Source organism: Hydrogenophaga sp. T2, assembly GCF_049843535.1.
Lineage (GTDB): Bacteria > Pseudomonadota > Gammaproteobacteria > Burkholderiales > Burkholderiaceae_C > Hydrogenophaga > Hydrogenophaga crocea.
The window spans coordinates 51,363-68,243 of the sequence record NZ_JBBHZJ010000010.1; the positions used below are offsets into that span (position 1 = coordinate 51,363).

General features: G+C 70.5%; 13 protein-coding genes and 3 tRNA genes. 10 read left to right on the forward strand and 6 right to left on the reverse strand.

The genetic code is table 11. The annotated features are described in order from the left end of the window. The first annotated feature begins 1 nt into the window (after window position 1). The 9 genes from folC (at window position 2) to WDZ95_RS20375 (ending at window position 7,139) form a co-directional block, all read left to right on the forward strand. Window positions 2-1,348, forward strand: coding sequence for a bifunctional tetrahydrofolate synthase/dihydrofolate synthase (gene folC, locus WDZ95_RS20335; RefSeq protein WP_166223661.1), 1,347 nt, complete (start codon window positions 2-4; stop codon window positions 1,346-1,348). A 48-nt stretch (window positions 1,349-1,396) separates the two neighbouring features. Next, complete coding sequence (locus WDZ95_RS20340) at window positions 1,397-2,059, forward strand: SPOR domain-containing protein (RefSeq protein WP_425781181.1); 663 nt, start codon at window positions 1,397-1,399, stop codon at window positions 2,057-2,059. A 16-nt stretch (window positions 2,060-2,075) separates the two neighbouring features. Next, window positions 2,076-2,561, forward strand: a complete 486-nt coding sequence (locus tag WDZ95_RS20345; RefSeq protein ID WP_425781183.1) for a CvpA family protein — start codon at window positions 2,076-2,078, stop codon at window positions 2,559-2,561. Between the two features lie 25 nt (window positions 2,562-2,586). Continuing rightward, window positions 2,587-4,089 (forward strand): amidophosphoribosyltransferase, encoded by a 1,503-nt coding sequence (gene purF / locus WDZ95_RS20350; RefSeq protein ID WP_425781185.1) that lies wholly within the window; start codon window positions 2,587-2,589, stop codon window positions 4,087-4,089. A 3-nt stretch (window positions 4,090-4,092) separates the two neighbouring features. Then, a complete protein-coding gene (locus WDZ95_RS20355; protein ID WP_425781187.1) occupies window positions 4,093-5,304 on the forward strand; it encodes an O-succinylhomoserine sulfhydrylase in 1,212 nt (403 codons plus the stop codon). Continuing rightward, window positions 5,301-6,683 (forward strand): glutamate--tRNA ligase, encoded by a 1,383-nt coding sequence (gene gltX, locus WDZ95_RS20360; protein WP_425781189.1) that lies wholly within the window; start codon window positions 5,301-5,303, stop codon window positions 6,681-6,683. The genes WDZ95_RS20355 and gltX overlap by 4 nt, the downstream gene beginning before the upstream one ends. A 76-nt stretch (window positions 6,684-6,759) precedes the next feature. Then, window positions 6,760-6,835, forward strand: a tRNA-Ala gene (locus WDZ95_RS20365). 84 nt (window positions 6,836-6,919) lie between these two features. Further along, window positions 6,920-6,995 (forward strand) — tRNA-Glu (locus WDZ95_RS20370). A gap of 67 nt (window positions 6,996-7,062) precedes the next feature. Then, a tRNA-Asp gene (locus WDZ95_RS20375) sits at window positions 7,063-7,139 on the forward strand. 82 nt (window positions 7,140-7,221) lie between these two features. Here the strand turns inward: WDZ95_RS20375 and WDZ95_RS20380 are convergent. Genes WDZ95_RS20380 through WDZ95_RS20405 form a run of 6 tightly spaced genes read right to left on the reverse strand, consistent with a single transcriptional unit; the run spans window position 7,222 to window position 14,521 of the window. After that, on the reverse strand, window positions 7,222-7,893 hold the full coding sequence (locus tag WDZ95_RS20380; RefSeq protein WP_425781191.1) for a DUF1345 domain-containing protein: 672 nt from the start codon (window positions 7,891-7,893) through the stop codon (window positions 7,222-7,224). A gap of 11 nt (window positions 7,894-7,904) precedes the next feature. Further along, on the reverse strand, window positions 7,905-9,416 hold the full coding sequence (locus WDZ95_RS20385) for an aldehyde dehydrogenase family protein (RefSeq protein ID WP_425781193.1): 1,512 nt from the start codon (window positions 9,414-9,416) through the stop codon (window positions 7,905-7,907). Between the two features lie 31 nt (window positions 9,417-9,447). Next, window positions 9,448-10,737, reverse strand: coding sequence for an NAD(P)/FAD-dependent oxidoreductase (locus WDZ95_RS20390; RefSeq protein WP_425781195.1), 1,290 nt, complete (start codon window positions 10,735-10,737; stop codon window positions 9,448-9,450). A gap of 15 nt (window positions 10,738-10,752) precedes the next feature. Continuing rightward, complete coding sequence (locus WDZ95_RS20395) at window positions 10,753-11,676, reverse strand: ornithine cyclodeaminase family protein (RefSeq protein ID WP_425781197.1); 924 nt, start codon at window positions 11,674-11,676, stop codon at window positions 10,753-10,755. Between the two features lie 11 nt (window positions 11,677-11,687). Next, window positions 11,688-12,152 (reverse strand): DUF1854 domain-containing protein, encoded by a 465-nt coding sequence (locus WDZ95_RS20400; protein WP_425781199.1) that lies wholly within the window; start codon window positions 12,150-12,152, stop codon window positions 11,688-11,690. A 17-nt stretch (window positions 12,153-12,169) separates the two neighbouring features. Then, complete coding sequence (locus WDZ95_RS20405; RefSeq protein WP_425781201.1) at window positions 12,170-14,521, reverse strand: ABC transporter ATP-binding protein; 2,352 nt, start codon at window positions 14,519-14,521, stop codon at window positions 12,170-12,172. Window positions 14,522-14,634: 113 nt separating this feature from the next. Here WDZ95_RS20405 and cphA point away from each other — a divergent pair, with 113 nt between their 5' ends. Then, entirely contained in the window at window positions 14,635-16,881 is a 2,247-nt protein-coding gene (cphA, locus tag WDZ95_RS20410; protein WP_425781203.1) for a cyanophycin synthetase, read from the forward strand.

Consider the following 16,881-nt stretch of genomic DNA (forward strand, 5'->3'; position numbering starts at 1 on the left):
CATGCTGGATATCCCCGTGCCCGAACACCCGACCTCGCTGGCCGACTGGCTGGCCCACGCCGAACGCCTGCACCCCCTGGCCATCGACATGGGCCTGGAGCGCGTGCAGGCCGTGGCGCGCCGCATGGCGCTCAAGCTCGACGCCGCCGTCATCACCGTGGCCGGCACCAACGGCAAGGGCAGCACCTGCGCCATGCTCGAAAGCATCTATGGCCAGTCGGGCTACCGCACCGGCGTGTACACCTCGCCGCACCTGGTGCATTTCGAGGAGCGCTGCCGCATCGACGGCCAGCCCGTGGCCGCCGCCGAGCTCGTGCCCGCGATGGCCGAGGTGGAGGTGGCGCGCAAGGGCCAGGGCGGCGAGCCCGAGGTGAGCCTGAGCTACTTCGAGTTCACCACGCTGGCCATCCTGCGCACCATCGCGCGCGCCGGCGTCGATGTCGCCATTCTCGAAGTCGGCCTGGGCGGCCGGCTCGACGCGGTGAACATCATCGACGCCGACTGCGCCGTCATCACCAGCATCGACCTCGATCACACCGCCATCCTCGGGCCCGACCGCGAGAGCATCGGCCGCGAGAAGGCCGGCATCATGCGCACCGGGCGCCCGGTGGTGGTGAGCGATCCCATGCCGCCGGCAAGCCTGATCGACCACGCGCGCGAGATCGACGCCGACCTGTGGCGCGTGGGCGTCGATTTCCATTTCGCGGGCGACAAGCAGCAGTGGGGCTGGGCCACGCACCCCTCGCGCGGCGGCCGGCGCTACAGCGGCCTGGCCTACCCGGCGCTGCGCGGCGCCAACCAGCTCGTGAACGCCGCGGGCGTGCTGGGCGCCATCGAGGCCCTGCGCGCGCGCCTGCCCGTGACGGCCCAGGCGGTGCGCGCCGGCCTGGCGCTGGTGGAGCTGCCGGGGCGCTTCCAGATCCTGCCGGGCACGCCCACGCTGGTGCTCGACGTGGCGCACAACCCGCACTCGGTGGCCGCGCTCACCGAGAACCTCGACGCCATGGGTTTCTACCCCTGCACGCACGCGGTGTTCGGCGCCATGGCCGACAAGGACCTGGACGCCATGCTCGCGCGCGTCGCGCCGCTCGTGGACCGCTGGTACCTGTGCGATCTGCCGCTGCCGCGCGCCATCAAGGCCGCGGATCTGGCGCCGCGCATCCAGGCCCTGCCGGCCGGCGACCGCGCCCTCGCGGGCACCTTCGCCAGCCCCTCGCAGGCCCTCGCCGCGGCCCTCGAGGCCTCGGCCCCCGCTGATAGAATCGCGGTCTTTGGCTCGTTCCACACCGTGGGTGGCGTGCTGCAGGACGGTCTGCCGAAACGGTCGGCCAAACACCTGGGTGCCTGAGCTGGGCACCTGAGCCCGCCGCAGTACGCCCACCAGGCCCCGCGACCCATGTCCAGTTCCCGCTCCGGCTCCCAGGGCAACCCCCCGTCCTCCCCCCCGCCCACCATCGAGGCCGTGCGCCGCCGCGCGCGCCACCGCCTGATCGGTGCGAGCGTGCTGGTGGCGGCCGGCGTGATCGGCTTTCCCCTGCTGTTCGACACCCAGCCGCGCCCGATCGCGGTCGACATCCCGATCGAGATCCCCGGGCGCGACACGCCGCCACCCGCCGCGCCCGCACCGGTGGCGGCGGCGCCCGTGCCTGCACCTGCGCCCACGCCGGCACCTGCCCCGGCGCCATCGCCTGCCCCGGCGCCATCGCCTGCCCCCGCGCCCGCTCCGGTCGCGCCCCCACCGCCGCCACCGGCTCCCGCCCCGCGGCCAGCGCCCGCGCCCGCGCCCAGCCCCGCGCCGGCCCCCAAGCCCGCGGCGGCCCCGGCCGCGGCCGAGCGTGTGGTGGTGCAGGTCGGCGCCTTCGCCGACGAGGCCCGCGCGCGCGAAGCGCGCCAGAAGCTCGAGCGCGCCGGCCTCAAGACCTACACCCACGTCGCCGAGACCGCCGAAGGCCGGCGCATCCGCGTGCGCGTGGGCCCGTTCGACAGCCGGGCCGAGGCCGAGAAGGCGGCCGCGCGCGTCAAGGCCCTGGGCCTGAGCGCCGCCGTGCTCACGCTCTGAGACCGCCGGAGGCCGCATGCTGCTGACCGACTGGGTGCTGCTCACGCTGCTGGCGCTGTCGGTGCTGCTCGGCCTGTGGCGCGGCCTCATGTTCGAGGTGCTCTCGGTGCTCGGCTGGGTCGCGGCCTTCCTGCTCGCGCAGGCCTGGGCCGACGACGTCGTGCCCTGGCTGCCCATCGACGGCCTGGCCCCGCCGCTGCAACTGGCGATCGGTTTCGCGCTCGTGTTCATCGCCATGGCCTTCGTCGGCGGTCTCTTGGCCTGGGGCGTGCAGAAGCTCGTGGCCAGCGTGGGCCTGCGCCCGGTCGACCGCGTGCTCGGCGGCGCCTTCGGGCTGGTGCGCGGCGCGGTCATCCTGCTGGCCATCGCGCTCGTGGTCACCATCACCCAGATGCAGAACGCGCCCTGGTGGCGCGACTCGCCCACCGCCGGCCTGCTCGGCAGCACCCTGCACAGCGTCAAGCCGCTGTTGCCCGGCGCGCTCGCGCGCCACATCCCGTAACCGGCCCCAACCCAAGGAAGCCATCATGTGTGGAATCGTCGGCGTCGTTGCCCAGACGCCCGTCAACCAGCTGATCTACGACGCCTTGCTGCTGCTGCAGCACCGCGGCCAGGACGCCGCGGGCATCGTCACCCAGCAGGGCCGCAAGTTCTTCATGCACAAGGCCAAGGGCATGGTGCGCGACGTGTTCCGCACCCGCAACATGCGCGCGCTGCCCGGCAACTGCGGCCTGGGCCAGGCCCGCTACCCCACCGCCGGCAACGCCTACAGCGAAGAAGAGGCGCAGCCCTTCTACGTGAACGCGCCCTTCGGCCTGGTGCTGGTGCACAACGGCAACCTCACGAACGCGCACGCGCTCAAGCAGGAGCTGTTCCAGACCGACCACCGCCACATCAACACCGAGAGCGATTCCGAGGTGCTGCTCAACGTGCTCGCGCACGAGCTCGAGAAGTCCACGCGCGGTGAGCCGCTCAAGCCGGCCGACGTGTTCGCCGCGGTGCGCGGCGTGCACGCCCGGGTCAAGGGCTCCTATGCCGTGGTGGCACTCATCGCGGGCCACGGCCTGCTTGCCTTCCGCGACCCGTTCGGCATCCGCCCGCTGTGCATCGGCCGCGCCGACGGCAGCGTGATGGTGGCCAGCGAGTCGGTCACGCTCGAAGGCACGGGCTACCACTTCGAGCGCGACATCGCGCCCGGCGAAGCGGTGTTCGTCGACCTCGCCGGTGAAGTGCACGCCGCGCAGTGCGCGGACCACGCGGTGCTCAAGCCCTGCATCTTCGAGTACGTGTACCTCGCGCGGCCCGACTCCACCATCAACGGCGTGTCGGTGTACCAGGCGCGCCTGAACCTCGGCGCCTCGCTGGCCAAGCGCGTGATCTCCACCGTGCCGCCCAACGAGATCGACGTGGTCATTCCGATTCCCGAATCGTCGCGCCCGAGCGCCATGGAGCTCGCGCGCCTCTTGGGCCTGCCCTATCGCGAAGGCTTCGTGAAGAACCGCTACGTGGGCCGCACCTTCATCATGCCGGGCCAGGCCGTGCGCAAGAAGAGCGTGCGCCAGAAGCTCAACGTGATCGCGAGCGAGTTCAAGGGCCGCAACGTGCTGCTGGTCGACGACTCCATCGTGCGCGGCACCACCAGCCGCGAGATCGTGCAGATGGCGCGCGACGCCGGCGCGCGCAAGGTCTACCTGGCCAGCGCCGCGCCGCCGGTGCGCTACCCCAACGTCTACGGCATCGACATGCCCACCGCGGGCGAGCTCGTGGCGCACGACCGCACGGTGGAGCAGGTGCGCGAGATCATCGGCTGCGACGCGCTGATCTACCAGGACGTGGACGGCATGAAGCACGCCGTGGGCTCGCTCAACCCCAGGCTCGACGGTTTCGACGCCTCGTGCTTCGACGGCGTCTACGTCACGGGCGACATCACGCCGCAGGACATCGAGCGCCTCAATGCGGGCCGCCCGCAGGTCGAAGAGGGCAACGAAGACACCTCGCGCCTGGCCCTGCCCAACGCGCAGGAGGCCTGAGCGGTGGACGACGCGCTGAGAAAAACCCTGCACCGCGACACGCTCGCGGTGCGCGAGGCCGTGGAGCGCTCGCCCTTTGGCGAGAACTCCGAAGCCCTGTACCTCACGAGCGGCTACGTGCAGCCCTCGGCCGAGTCGGCCGCGCTGCGCTTCGCCGGCGACGAAGAGGGCTTCACCTACGGCCGCTACGGCAACCCCACCACCGCCAGCTTCGAGCAGCGCCTGGCTGCGCTCGAAGGCGCCGAGGCCTGCATGGCCACGGCCTCGGGCATGTCGGCCATCCTGCTCATGTGCCTGGGCCTGCTCAAGGCCGGCGACCACGTGGTGTGCTCGCAGTCCATGTTCGGCTCGACCATCAAGCTCATCGGCAGCGACCTCGCGAAGTTCGGCGTCGAATCGAGCTTCGTGCCGCAGACCGATGTGGCTGCGTGGAAGGCGGCGCTCAAACCGAACACGCGTCTGCTGTTCGCCGAAACGCCCACCAACCCGCTGACCGAGGTCTGCGACATCGCCGCGCTGGCCGATCTGGCCCACAACGCCGGTGCGCTGCTGTGCGTGGACAACTGCTTCGCCACGCCCGCGCTGCAGCGCCCCATCGCGCTCGGCGCCGACATCGTCATGCACTCGGGCACCAAGTACCTCGACGGCCAGGGGCGCGTGATGGCTGGTGCGCTGTGCGCCTCGCAAGAGATCGTCACGGGCAAGTTCCTGCCCATCCTCAAGAGCGCGGGCATGACGCTCGCGCCCTTCAACGCCTGGGTCATGCTCAAGGGCCTGGAGACGCTGGACATCCGCATGCGCGCGCAGAGCGCGAACGCGCTGGCGCTCGCGCAGTGGCTCGAAGCCCACCCCGCGGTGGCGCGCGTGTTCAGCCCCGGCCTGCCCAGCCACCCGCAGCACGCGCTTGCCATGCGGCAGCAGTCGGGTGTGGGCGGCGCGGTGCTGTCGTTCGAGGTCAAGGCGTCGACCCCCGAGCAGGCCCGTGCGCGCGCCTTCCACGTGCTCGACGCGCTGCGCGTGCTCTCCTTGTCCACCAACCTCGGCGACACCAAGACCCTGTGCGCGCACCCCGCGAGCACCTCGCACGGCCGCCTCACCGAAGCGCAACGCCAGGCCGCGGGCGTGGGCCAGGGCCTGGTCCGCGTTGCCGTGGGCCTCGAACACATCACCGACATCCAGGCCGACCTGGCCCGGGGTCTCGACACGCTCCCATGAAAGTCCGCACCCGTTTCGCGCCGTCGCCGACCGGCTTCATCCACCTCGGCAACATCCGCTCGGCCCTCTACCCCTGGGCCTTCGCGCGCTCGCAGCAGGGCGACTTCATCCTGCGCATCGAAGACACCGACCTCGAGCGCTCGTCGCAGGCCGCGGTCGACGTGATCCTCGAAGGCATGGCCTGGCTGGGCCTGAACCCCGACGAAGGCCCGTTCTACCAAATGCAGCGCATGGACCGCTACAAGGCGGTGCTGGCCGAGATGCAGGCGCAAGGCCTGGTCTACCCGTGCTACATGAGCGTGGAAGCGCTCGACGCCTTGCGCGAGCGCCAGATGGCCAACAAGGAGAAGCCGCGCTACGACGGCACCTGGCGGCCCGAGCCCGGCAAGGTGCTGCCGCCGGTGCCCGAAGGCGTGAAGCCGGTGCTGCGCTTCAAGAACCCGCAGGGCGGCGTGGTGGCCTGGGACGACAAGGTCAAGGGCCGCATCGAGATCCGCAACGACGAGCTCGACGACCTCGTGATCGCGCGCCCCGACGGCACGCCGACCTACAACTTCTGCGTGGTGGTCGACGACATCGACATGGCGATCACGCACGTGATCCGCGGCGACGACCACGTGAACAACACGCCGCGCCAGATCAACATCTTCCGCGCGCTCGGCAAGGAGCCGCCGGTGTACGCGCACCTGCCCACCGTGCTCAACGAGCAGGGCGAGAAGATGAGCAAGCGCAACGGCGCCAAGCCCGTCACGCAGTACCGCGACGAAGGCTACCTGCCCGACGCCATGGTGAACTACCTGGCGCGCCTGGGCTGGAGCCACGGCGACGACGAGATCTTCAGCCGCGCGCAATTCCTCGAGTGGTTCGATCTCGACCACCTGGGCCGCAGCGCCGCGCAGTTCGACGAGGCCAAGCTGCGCTGGGTCAATGCGCAACACCTCAAGGCCATGGCCGACGACGCGCTCGCGCCGCTCGTGGCCGAGCAACTGGCCAAGCGCGGCCTGCCCGCCGACGAGCGCCTGCCCCGCATCTGCGCGCTGTTCAAAGACCGTTGCGAGACCACGGTGGCGCTCGCGAACTGGGCCGCGGCCTTCTATGCCGACGTGACACCCAACGCCGACGAGTTTGCCCAGCACGTGACCGAGGCCGTGAAGCCCGCGGTGGCCGCGCTCGCCGCGGCGCTGAAAGAGGTGGCCTGGGACAAAGCCTCGATCGCCGCCGTGCTCAAGCAGGTGCTGGCCGCACACGGCTTGAAGATGCCGCAACTGGCGATGCCGGTGCGCGTGCTGGTGATGGGCACGGCGCAGACGCCGTCGCTCGATGCGGTGCTCGAACTGCATTCGCGTGAAGAGATTCTCAAGCGACTTGGAAAAGTCTGAATTTCTGCCATATAATGCGAGGCTCGCTGCAACGCACTTTGAACAACAGTGACAAGTGCCGAACAGTGAACCCTGTGGGGGTATAGCTCAGCTGGGAGAGCGCTTGCATGGCATGCAAGAGGTCAGCGGTTCGATCCCGCTTACCTCCACCACAGATTCGAAGTCGCGCATGGTGGCGACAGCAGGAAAAAACAGCTTCTGCTGCTGATACAATGCGAGGCTTCCGTCCAGGTTATGACCCTATCGTCTAGAGGCCTAGGACATCACCCTTTCACGGTGAGTACCGGGGTTCGAATCCCCGTAGGGTCGCCAAACAAGCCGCAAGGCAAGTAGGCACAAGTCGTGGCACTTGGTTCGCAAGAACGAAAGCCGCCTGCCAGGAGTGGTAGTTCAGTTGGTTAGAATACCGGCCTGTCACGCCGGGGGTCGCGGGTTCGAGCCCCGTCCACTCCGCCAGATGATTCGAACGGCACCATGAGCGATCATGGTGCCGTTTTTCTTTGGCGGCGCCGATACCGCGCCGCGCTCGGGGCTTCGCTCAGGTCAGGCTGGCGCCGATGTTGATCAGCAGCGCGAGCACGGTGGTGTTGAACAGAAAGGCCAGGATGCAGTGCACCGTGCCGATCTTGCGCAGTGCGTTCGACGCGAACGCCACATCGGCCGTCTGCCCCGAGGTGCCGATCACGGCGGCGAAGTAGAAGAAGTCGCTGTAGACCGGCTGATCGTCCGTCGGAAACTGCAGCGGCGGCGGCTGCTTGCGCGTGAGGGCCGCGTAGTAGTCGTGCGCGTAGTGCAGCGCGAACATCACCTGGATGAAGGCCCACGACGACAGCACCGTCAGGCCCGCGAGCGCGATGTGCGCGAGCTTGGCGGCACCGTGCATGTCCTTGGCGAGGCTGAGCTGCCCCGCAACCGCCACCAGGCTGGCGATACCGGCCACCACCACGAGTCCCAGGATGGTGAAGCGCCCTTCGTCTTCCCGCAGCGCCCTGTGGCGCATGTGCAGCTCGTTGGAACGCGCCATCATGAGCGAGGTGAGCGCCACGTAGAGCAGCGTGCCCACGTTCCAGCCAATGAGCGCGCGGGTGCCGGCGTGGTCGGCGATGCTGTGGGGCAGGGCCAGCGCCACCACCAGGCCCAAGGCCGCCGCCCCGAACAGGCGGGGCCGGGCGTGCACCTGGCGAACGATGCGCAGACCTTGCAGCTTCATGGTCGGCCTCGTCACACCTCGAACTTCACGCCCTGGGCCAGCGGCAGCGCGCGCGAGAAGTTGATGGTGTTGGTGGCGCGGCGCATGTAGGCCTTCCAGGCGTCCGAGCCCGACTCGCGGCCGCCGCCCGTTTCCTTCTCGCCGCCGAAGGCCCCGCCGATCTCGGCGCCCGAGGTGCCGATGTTCACGTTGGCGATGCCGCAATCCGAGCCGCTGGCCGACAGGAACAGCTCGGTCTCGCGCAGGTCGTTGCTGAAGATGGCCGAGGACAGGCCCTGCGGCACGCCGTTCTGCAGCGCGATCGCCTCGTGCAGTTCGTCATAGGTCAGCACGTAGAGGATGGGCGCGAAGGTTTCGTGGCACACGGTGTCGGTCTGCGCGGGCATCTCGACGATCGCGGGCCGCACGTAGAAGCCCTGGGGAAAACGCTCCTGCAGCACGCGCTCGCCGCCCGTGACCACGCCGCCCTCGCTGGCCGCGGCCGCGAGCGCGCGCTGCATGGCCTGGAAGCCGGCCTGGTCGATCAGCGGGCCCACGAGCGTGCTCTCGTCGAGGGGGCTGCCGATGGGCAGGCCCGCAAAGGCCTTCTTCAGGCGCGCGACCAGCGCGTCGCGCACGCTGCGGTGCACGATGAGCCGGCGCGTGGTGGTGCAGCGCTGGCCCGCGGTGCCCGCGGCCGCGAAGGCAATGCCGCGCACGGCCAGGTCGAGGTCGGCGCTGGGCGTGACGATCACCGAGTTGTTGCCGCCCAGTTCGAGCAGCGAGCGGCCGAAGCGCTGCGCCACGCGCGGGCCCACCTCGCGGCCCATGCGCGTGCTGCCCGTGGCCGAGACCAGCGCCACGCGCGGGTGGTCCACCAGCGCCTCGCCAGCGTCGCGCAGGCCCACCACCACCTGGTTCAGGTTCGCGGGCGCCTGCTCGCCGAAGCGGCGCAGCGCGCGTTCGAAGAGGGCCTGGCAGGCCAGTGCACACAGCGGCGTTTTTTCCGACGGCTTCCACACCACGGCGTTGCCGCAGACCAGGGCGAGCGCGGCGTTCCACGACCACACCGCCACGGGAAAGTTGAAGGCGGTGATCACGCCCACCACGCCCAGCGGGTGCCAGGTTTCCATCATGCGGTGGCCCGGTCGTTCGGACGCGATGGTGAGCCCGTGCAGCTGGCGCGACAGGCCGACCGCGAAGTCGCAGATATCGATCATCTCCTGCACCTCGCCCAGGCCTTCGGTGAGGATCTTGCCGGCCTCGATCGAGACCAGCCGGCCCAGCGGCGCCTTGGCCGCGCGCAGCTCTTCGGCGAGCAGGCGCACGAGCTCGCCGCGGCGCGGCGCGGGCACCTCGCGCCATTGCAGGAAGGCCAGCTGCGCCGCGTCCACGCGCGCGTTCACCTCGGCGGGCGAGAGCGGCGCGAGCTGCGCGAGCGGCGAGCCGTCGATGGGCGTGCGCACGCCCAGGCTGCCCGTGGCCGGCAGGGTGAGGCCGAGTTCGGCGAGCAGGGACGGGAGTTGGTCGGCGATGGCGGGCATGGCGTGGGCTCTCGGGTGGCGTTGGAAAAGCTCAGAAGCGGGCCTGGGCCGCGTGCACCAGCAGCGCGCCGGCTTCGTAGCCCATCTCGCGCAGCGCCTTGAAGGCGGCGGGTGTGGGCTCGGTCAGGGGCAGCGGCAGGTCGTCGATGCGGCAACGCCCCAGCGCGAGTTGGGCGAGTGCGCGGCCGAACACCGTGCCCGGCGCGATGCCGCGGCCGTTGTAGCCGCTGATGGACACCGTGTTGCGCGCGAGCAGGTGCAGGCGCGGCAGGGCGTTCGCGGTCATGCCGATCTGGCCATACCAGGCGTGTTCGAAGGCCACGCGGCCCAGCGCGGGGAACAGCCGCGCCAGCGCGCGGCGGCCCCAGTCGCCGTGCACGACGCTGCCCGGGCCGCGCAGCGCGCCCACGCTGCCGAACACCAGGCGGCCTTGCGCGTCGAGGCGGAACGAACTGAGCACGTCGGGCGTGTCCCAGGCGCCTTGCTGGCCGGGCAGGATGCGCGCGCGCAGGGCCGCGGGCAGGGGCGCGGTGGCGAGGTTGAAGTACGGAAAGCGCACCAGCTCTTCCTGCAGCGCGGGCCAGAGGCGGTCGGTATAGGCGTTGGTGGCCACGATGACCCAGGCCGCGTTCACGCTGCCCTGGGGCGTGTGCAGGGTCCAGTGGCCTTGGTGGTCGTCCACCGCGGTCACGGGGCTGTGCGTGTGCAGCGCGGCGCCCGCGCGCACCGCGGCGTGCGCGAGGCCGCGCGCATAGGCCAGCGGCTGGATGGTGCCGGCGCGGCGGTCGAGCAGGCCGCCGGTGTAGGCGCGCGAGCCCGTTGCCTCGGCGATGGCGTCGGCGTCGAGCAGCGCCACGGGCGCGCCGCGCGCCTGCCACTGGCGGTGGCGCTCCCGCAGGTTGCGCAGCCCGCTCGCACCCACCGCGCAGTGCAGGGTGCCGCGGCGCACGGCCTCGCAGGCCAGGCCATGGCGCTCGACCAGCCCGTACACCAGCGACGGCCCCTCGCCCAGCGCGTCGAGCAGGCGCTGGCCGTGCGGCTCACCGAGCGCCTGGGGCAGGGCGTCGGGCATGACCCACATGCCCGCGTTCACCAGCCCCACGTTGCGCCCCGAGCCGCCAAAGCCCACGTGCTGCGCCTCGAGCACCGCCACGCGCGCGCCGGCTTCGGCCGCGTGCAGTGCGGCCGACAGGCCGGTGTAGCCCGCGCCGACGATGGCGATGTCCACGGCCACGCCCTGCGCCTGCAGCGGCGCGCTGTCGGGCGCCGGCGGGGCCGTGGCCTCCCAGAGGCCGTGGTTGGAAACAGGGGCGGCGGGCATGGCGGGTGTTTGCCCTCAGGCCCGGTAAGCGAGCGCCGCGGCGGCGAGGTCTTCGAGCGCGAAGCCGACCGACTTGAACACCGTGCGACCGCTGGCGGCCGTGCGGCCCGCGGCCTCGCCGCGCACCAGTTGCGCGAGATCGGCGCCCAGCGCCTCGGCCTGGATCACGCCGCGCGCGAGCGGGCCCAGCAGGTCGCCGCTCTTCTTCAGGGCTTCGGGGGTGTCCACGAAGAAGGCCGCACCGCGCCAGCAGTCGTCGTCGGCCTCGCGCATGGCGGGCGTGAAGCTGCCGATGAGGTCGAGGTGCGCGTGCGGCCGCAGCCACGTGCCGCGGATCAGCGGCTCGGTGGCGAGCGTGGCGCAGGCCACCACGTCGGCCTGCGCGGCGGCGGCGGCGAGATCGGTCACGGCCTCGGCCTGCAGGCCCAGGGCGCGGCAGCGCGCGGCAAGCCGCTGCGCCGGATCGGGGCTGGGGTTCCAGGCCAGCACGCGCTCGATGGGCCGCACCGCGCGGTAGGCCTCGGGCAACAGGCTGCCCACGCGGCCGCAGCCGACCACGAGCAGGGTGTGTGCATCGGCCGGCGCGAGGAACGAGGCCGCGAGCGCCGAGCTGGCCGCGGTGCGGCGCGCAGTGATCTGATTGCCGTCGAGCAGGGCCAGGGGCTGACCGGTGGTGGCGTCGAACAGCTGGTAGGTGGCGAACAGGCTGGGCAGGCCGCGCGCGCGGTTGCCCGGGAACACGTTGACCGTCTTCACGCCGTACAGGCCGCCGGGCTGCCACGCGGGCATGATCAGCGACACGCCGCCCTCAGCGCCGCCGATCTCGTGCGCGTGCCGCGGCGGCGCTTCGCAGCCGGTGCGGAACATCGCGCGCAGCGCCTCGATCAGCGCGGGGAACGGGAGCCGTTCGCGGGTCTGCTGCGCGTCGAGGATCTGCATGCGGCCGGGCGTCAGAGGAAGCGGTTGAGGATCTTGCGCGAGGCGCGGTCCAACGCGCCCTGGTCTTCGATGATGAACTGTATGCCGTTGCTGTCGAGAATCAGCAGCCGGCCCTGGCCCAGGCGGCGGATGTCTTCCTCGGCCTTGAGCACGAGTTGCGCGGGGCCGCGCTCGGTCTGCACGGTCCAGGTGCTGGGCGTGGCGAAGGTGCTCACGCTGTCGATGCGCTGGATGCGCGGCATGAACTCGCGCGGCGCGAGCTCCTCTTCGATCAGTGCGCGCGCTTCGGCGGGGATGTCGCGCAGGTGTTCGATCCACACGCGCTCGTGGCCGTCGCTGCCCACCAGCGACACGCCCTCGTCGGGCGCGGCGAGCGGGAAGGCGCGCACGGGCGTGACGCCGGCGTGCTGCTGGCCATCGGCGGTGCGCAGGATCAGCGGGCCTTGGGGGTCGCGGCTCAGGGTCCAGTCGGTCATGGCTTGGGGCTTCAGGGTCAGTCGGTGCCGGCGGTGGCGCCGTGGGCGGTGGGGTTGGGCAGGCTGCCCGCGAGGCTCGGGGCGTCCTCGGTGTCCACGTTGCGCAGCTGCGCCATGTAGAGCCGCCAATAGGCGCCTTCCCGGGCCATCAGTTCGTCGTGCGGGCCCACCTCCACCACCTCGCCGCGGTCCATCACCACCAGGCGGTCGGCCTTGCGCAGCGTGGACAGGCGGTGGGCGATGGCGATGGTGGTGCGGCCGGCCACCAGGTTGTCGAGCGCCTTCTGGATTTCCTTCTCGGTCTCGGTGTCCACGCTGGACGTGGCTTCGTCGAGGATCAGGATGCGCGGGTCGATCAGCAGCGCGCGCGCGATGCTGATGCGCTGGCGCTCGCCGCCCGACAGGCCCTGGCCGCGCTCGCCCACCAGCGAGTCGTAGCCCTGCGGCAGCCGCAGGATGAATTCGTGCGCGTGCGCGGCGCGCGCCGCGGCCACGATTTCTGCGCGCGTGGCGTCGGGCTTGCCGTAGGCGATGTTCTCGGCGATGGTGCCGAAGAACAGGAAGGGTTCCTGCAGCACCAGGCCGATGTGGCGGCGGTAGTCGGCCACCGCGTACTGGCGCACGTCGCTGCCGTCCACGCGGATGCTGCCGCTGCTGACGTCGTAGAAGCGGCAGATCAGGTTGACCAGCGTGCTCTTGCCCGAGCCGCTGTGACCCACCAGGCCGATCATCTCGCCCGGGCGGATCTGCAGGTTCATGCCGCGGATCACCGAGCGGTTGCCGTAGCGAAAGCTCACGTCGCGCAGCTCGATGCCGCCTTCGACGCGCGGCTTGTGCACCGGGTTGGCGGGCTCGGGCACGTTGGAGACGTGGTCGAGGATGTCGAAGATGCGCTTGGCGCCGGCCGCGGCCTTCTGCGTCACCGAGACGATGCGGCTCATGGAGTCGAGCCGGCCGTAGAAGCGGCCGATGTAGGCCAGGAAGGCGGTGAGCACGCCCACGGTGATGTGGTTCTGCGACACCTGCCAGATGCCGAAGGCCCACACCACCAGCAGGCCCAGTTCGGTGAGCAGTGTGACCGTGGGCGTGAACAGCGACCAGGTCTTGTTGAGCTTGTCGTTGACCTGCAGGTTGTAGCGGTTGGCGTCGCGAAAGCGCGCGGCCTCGCGCTTTTCCTGGGCGAAGGCCTTGACCACGCGGATGCCCGGAATCGTGTCGGCGAGCACGTTGGTCACGTCCGACCAGACGCGGTCGATCTTCTCGAAGCCGGTGCGCAGCCGGTCGCGCACCAGGTGGATCATCCAGGCGATGAAGGGCAGCGGCACCAGCGTGGCCAGTGCCAGCCAGGGGTTGATGCTGAACAGGATGGTGGCGGTCATCACCAGCATCAGCACGTCGGTGGCGAAGTCGAGCGCGTGCAGCGACAGGAAGACGCAGATGCGGTCGGTCTCGGAGCCGATGCGCGCCATGAGGTCGCCGGTGCGCTTGCCGCCGAAGTACTCGAGCGAGAGTTCGAGCAGGTGCTCGAAGGTGGCGGTGCGCAGGTCGGCGCCGATGCGCTCGGACACCAGCGAGAGCACGTAAGTGCGGGCCCAGCCCAGGCCCCAGGCCAGCAGCGCGGCGCCCAGCAGGCCGCTGAGCAGCCAGCCCACCTGCGCCGGGTCGATGCGCTGGCCGTTCTGGAACGGGATCAGCACCTCGTCCATCAGCGGCATGGTCAGGTAGGGCGGCACCAGGGTCGCCGCGGTCGAGGCCAGCGTGAGCAAAAAGCCCAGCAGCAGCTGGCCGCGGTAGGGCCGGGCGAAGCGCCACAGCCGCAACAAAACCCAGGTCGACGGTGGGGTATGCAATTCGCGCGCGCATTGGGCGCATTCGTCGCCAATCGGCGACAAATCGGATTGCATTAAAGCGTCGCTGTTTGGCGACAAATCGGCGCCACAGGTTTCGCAAATGCGTGGCGCCCCTGGGTTTTCCTCCAGCGGCGCCGGCGATTTAAGCCGTTCGAATTCATTAAGCAAACGCAGGGCGCGTGGGTTCTGCGCCACGGTGAAGCGCCAGATTGCAACACGTTGCACATTGTCGTGCGCGCTCAGGGTTCCAACCCCTGCATGATCGCCGTGCTTCAAGCACAATATGTCCCCCAGGGGCCTAGCGGACCAGCCGGCGTCGGTCCCCGTGGATGTCCAACTCAACAGCCGTTGATTGGTCAGCACCAGAACCCCGGCCGAAAACTTGAGTTGCCAATCGAGATCAATCGTCAGCCAGGCCAGCGGTTTTTCATTGGCCAATAGCCGGGTTTGCAGATCGTCCCACCAAGGCGGCTGCGCGGCGCTGATCTGAGAGGCGGATGCGGGTGATGATGAATTCATTGATTGCGATTCGGTCCGGTTGCGCCAGGCGCGGTGGCGCGGGTCGACCGGCATTGTCCTTGAACTGACATCGCACGGGTGATGAATCCATTGCCGGCTGTTGAATCGACACCATGAAAAGTCCCATACGCTTGCTGCGCGTCAGCTACCTCGGCGGCCCCAACATCTGGACCTACCGCCCGGTCCTGGAGAGCTGGCTCGACATCGGCGAGCTCGAAGATTTCCCCTCGAACCTGCTGCCCGGCCTGACCGAGCGCCTCATGGCCTGGCTGCCCGGCCTCATCGAGCACCACTGCGGCGTGGGTGAGCGCGGCGGCTTCCTGCTGCGCCTGCGCGAAGGCACCTGGGCCGGCCACATCCTCGAGCACGTGGTGATCGAGCTGCAGAACATGGCCGGCATGCAGACCGGCTTCGGCCAGACCCGCAGCACGCCGGTGCGCGGCGTCTACAAGATGGTGTTCCGCGCCCGCGACGAGCAGGTGGCGCGCCGCGCCCTGGCCATGGGCCACGAACTGCTCATGGCCGCCATCAACGACCAGCCCTTCGACGTGAAGGCCGCGGTCGAGGAACTGCGCGAACTGGTCGACGACCTCTGCCTGGGCCCGAGCACCGCGGCCATCGTCGACGCCGCCACCGGCCGCCGCATCCCGCACATCCGCCTCAACGACGGCAACCTGGTGCAGCTGGGCTATGGCGAGCGCCAGCGCCGCATCTGGACCGCCGAGACCGACCGCACCAGCGCCATCGCCGAAAGCATCGCGAGCGACAAGGACCTGTCCAAGGACCTGCTCGCCGCCTGCGGCGTGCCCGTGCCCGAAGGCCAGGTGGTCGACAGCGCGCAGGCCGCCTGGGAAGCCGCACAGGACCTGGGCCTGCCGGTGGTGGTCAAGCCCACCGACGCCAACCACGGCCGCGGCGTCTCGCTCGAGCTCACGCGCCAGGAAGACGTCGAGGCCGCCTACGCCGTGGCCGACGCCGAAGGCAGCGGCGTGATGGTCGAGCGCTTCATTCGCGGCTTCGAGCACCGCCTGCTGATCGTGGGCGGCAAGCTCGTGGCCGCCACGCGCGGCGACGAAGCCTGGGTGACCGGCGACGGCAAGAGCAACGTGCTCGACCTGATCGCGAGCCAGATCAACAGCGACCCGCGCCGCGGTCTCAACGAAGACTTCCCGCTCAACGCCATCCGCCTCGAGGAATACCCGGCCGTGGCGGTGGAGCTGCAGCGCCAGGGCAAGACGCCCGAGAGCGTGCCCGCCGCGGGCGAGCGCGTGCTGATCATGCGCAACGGCAACCACGCGATCGACTGCACCGACGACGTGCACCCCGAGGTCGCGCACGCGGCCGCGCTGGCCGCGAAGGTGATCGGGCTGGACATCGCGGGCGTGGACCTCGTGGCGCAAGACATTTCGCGCCCGCTGGCCGAGCAGGGCGGCGCCATCGTCGAGGTCAACGCCGGCCCCGGCCTGCTCATGCACCTCAAGCCCGCGGTGGGCAGTCCGCGCCCCGTGGGCAAGGCCATCGTCGACCACCTGTTCGCGGCCGACGATTCGGGCCGCATCCCCGTGGTGGGCGTGGCCGGCAGCCGCGGCACCACCGGCATCGCGCGCCTGGTGGCCTGGCTCGCGCACCTGGGCGGCCCGCAGGTGGGCCTGGCCTGCCGCGCCGGCCTGTTCGTGGGCCGCCGGCCGCTGCAGCAGGGCGACTTTTCGCAGGCCAAGGCCGCGCGCCGCCTGCTGATGAACCGCGGCGTGCAGGCCGCGGTGTTCGAAAACGGCCCGCTCACCATCGTGTCCGAAGGCCTGGCCTACGACCGCTGCCAGGTGGGCGTGGTGACCGACGCGCACGGCAGCGCCGCGCTCGAAGCCTTCCACATCCGCGAGGCCGATCAGATCTTCAAGGTGCTGCGCACCCAGGTCGACGTGGTGCTGTCCGACGGTGTCGCCGTGCTCAACGCGGCCGACACCGTGGTGGCCGAAATGGCCCCGCTGTGCGACGGTGACGTGATCTTCTACGCCGAAGACCCCGAATTGCCCGTGATGAGCGAGCACCTCTCGCAGTGCCGCCGTGCGGTGTTCGTGCGCAACGGCCACATCGTGCTCGGCGACGGCCAGCGCGAGCAGGTCGTGGTCGCGCTCGACGGCGTGTCGCTGGCCGCGGCCGGCATTGCTTCCGAAGAGCAGACGCACGTGCTGCTCGCCTCGTTCGCCACCGCGTGGGCGCTGGGCATTTCGCCCGAGCTCATGGCGGCCGGCCTGCAGACCTTTGCGCGCGAAGTGCCGCTGGTCTTTCCGCCGCGTGTGCCCCTGCCGGGTGTCGACGACACGGCTTCCTCCCTTCCTGTTGCCATCAAGAGCGCCTGA

What these genes read in the sequence shown, in the direction of transcription:
- cphA (WP_425781203.1), top strand. Translation starts at nt 14,635, where the DNA reads ATGAAAAGTCCCATACGCTTGCTGCGCGTCAGCTACCTCGGCGGCCCC.
- WDZ95_RS20380 (WP_425781191.1), bottom strand. Translation starts at nt 7,893, where the DNA reads ATGAAGCTGCAAGGTCTGCGCATCGTTCGCCAGGTGCACGCCCGGCCC.
- WDZ95_RS20400 (WP_425781199.1), bottom strand. Translation starts at nt 12,152, where the DNA reads ATGACCGACTGGACCCTGAGCCGCGACCCCCAAGGCCCGCTGATCCTG.
- WDZ95_RS20385 (WP_425781193.1), bottom strand. Translation starts at nt 9,416, where the DNA reads ATGCCCGCCATCGCCGACCAACTCCCGTCCCTGCTCGCCGAACTCGGC.
- purF (WP_425781185.1), top strand. Translation starts at nt 2,587, where the DNA reads ATGTGTGGAATCGTCGGCGTCGTTGCCCAGACGCCCGTCAACCAGCTG.
- WDZ95_RS20345 (WP_425781183.1), top strand. Translation starts at nt 2,076, where the DNA reads ATGCTGCTGACCGACTGGGTGCTGCTCACGCTGCTGGCGCTGTCGGTG.
- WDZ95_RS20390 (WP_425781195.1), bottom strand. Translation starts at nt 10,737, where the DNA reads ATGCCCGCCGCCCCTGTTTCCAACCACGGCCTCTGGGAGGCCACGGCC.
- folC (WP_166223661.1), top strand. Translation starts at nt 2, where the DNA reads ATGCTGGATATCCCCGTGCCCGAACACCCGACCTCGCTGGCCGACTGG.
- WDZ95_RS20395 (WP_425781197.1), bottom strand. Translation starts at nt 11,676, where the DNA reads ATGCAGATCCTCGACGCGCAGCAGACCCGCGAACGGCTCCCGTTCCCC.
- WDZ95_RS20405 (WP_425781201.1), bottom strand. Translation starts at nt 14,521, where the DNA reads ATGAATTCATCATCACCCGCATCCGCCTCTCAGATCAGCGCCGCGCAG.
- gltX (WP_425781189.1), top strand. Translation starts at nt 5,301, where the DNA reads ATGAAAGTCCGCACCCGTTTCGCGCCGTCGCCGACCGGCTTCATCCAC.
- WDZ95_RS20340 (WP_425781181.1), top strand. Translation starts at nt 1,397, where the DNA reads ATGTCCAGTTCCCGCTCCGGCTCCCAGGGCAACCCCCCGTCCTCCCCC.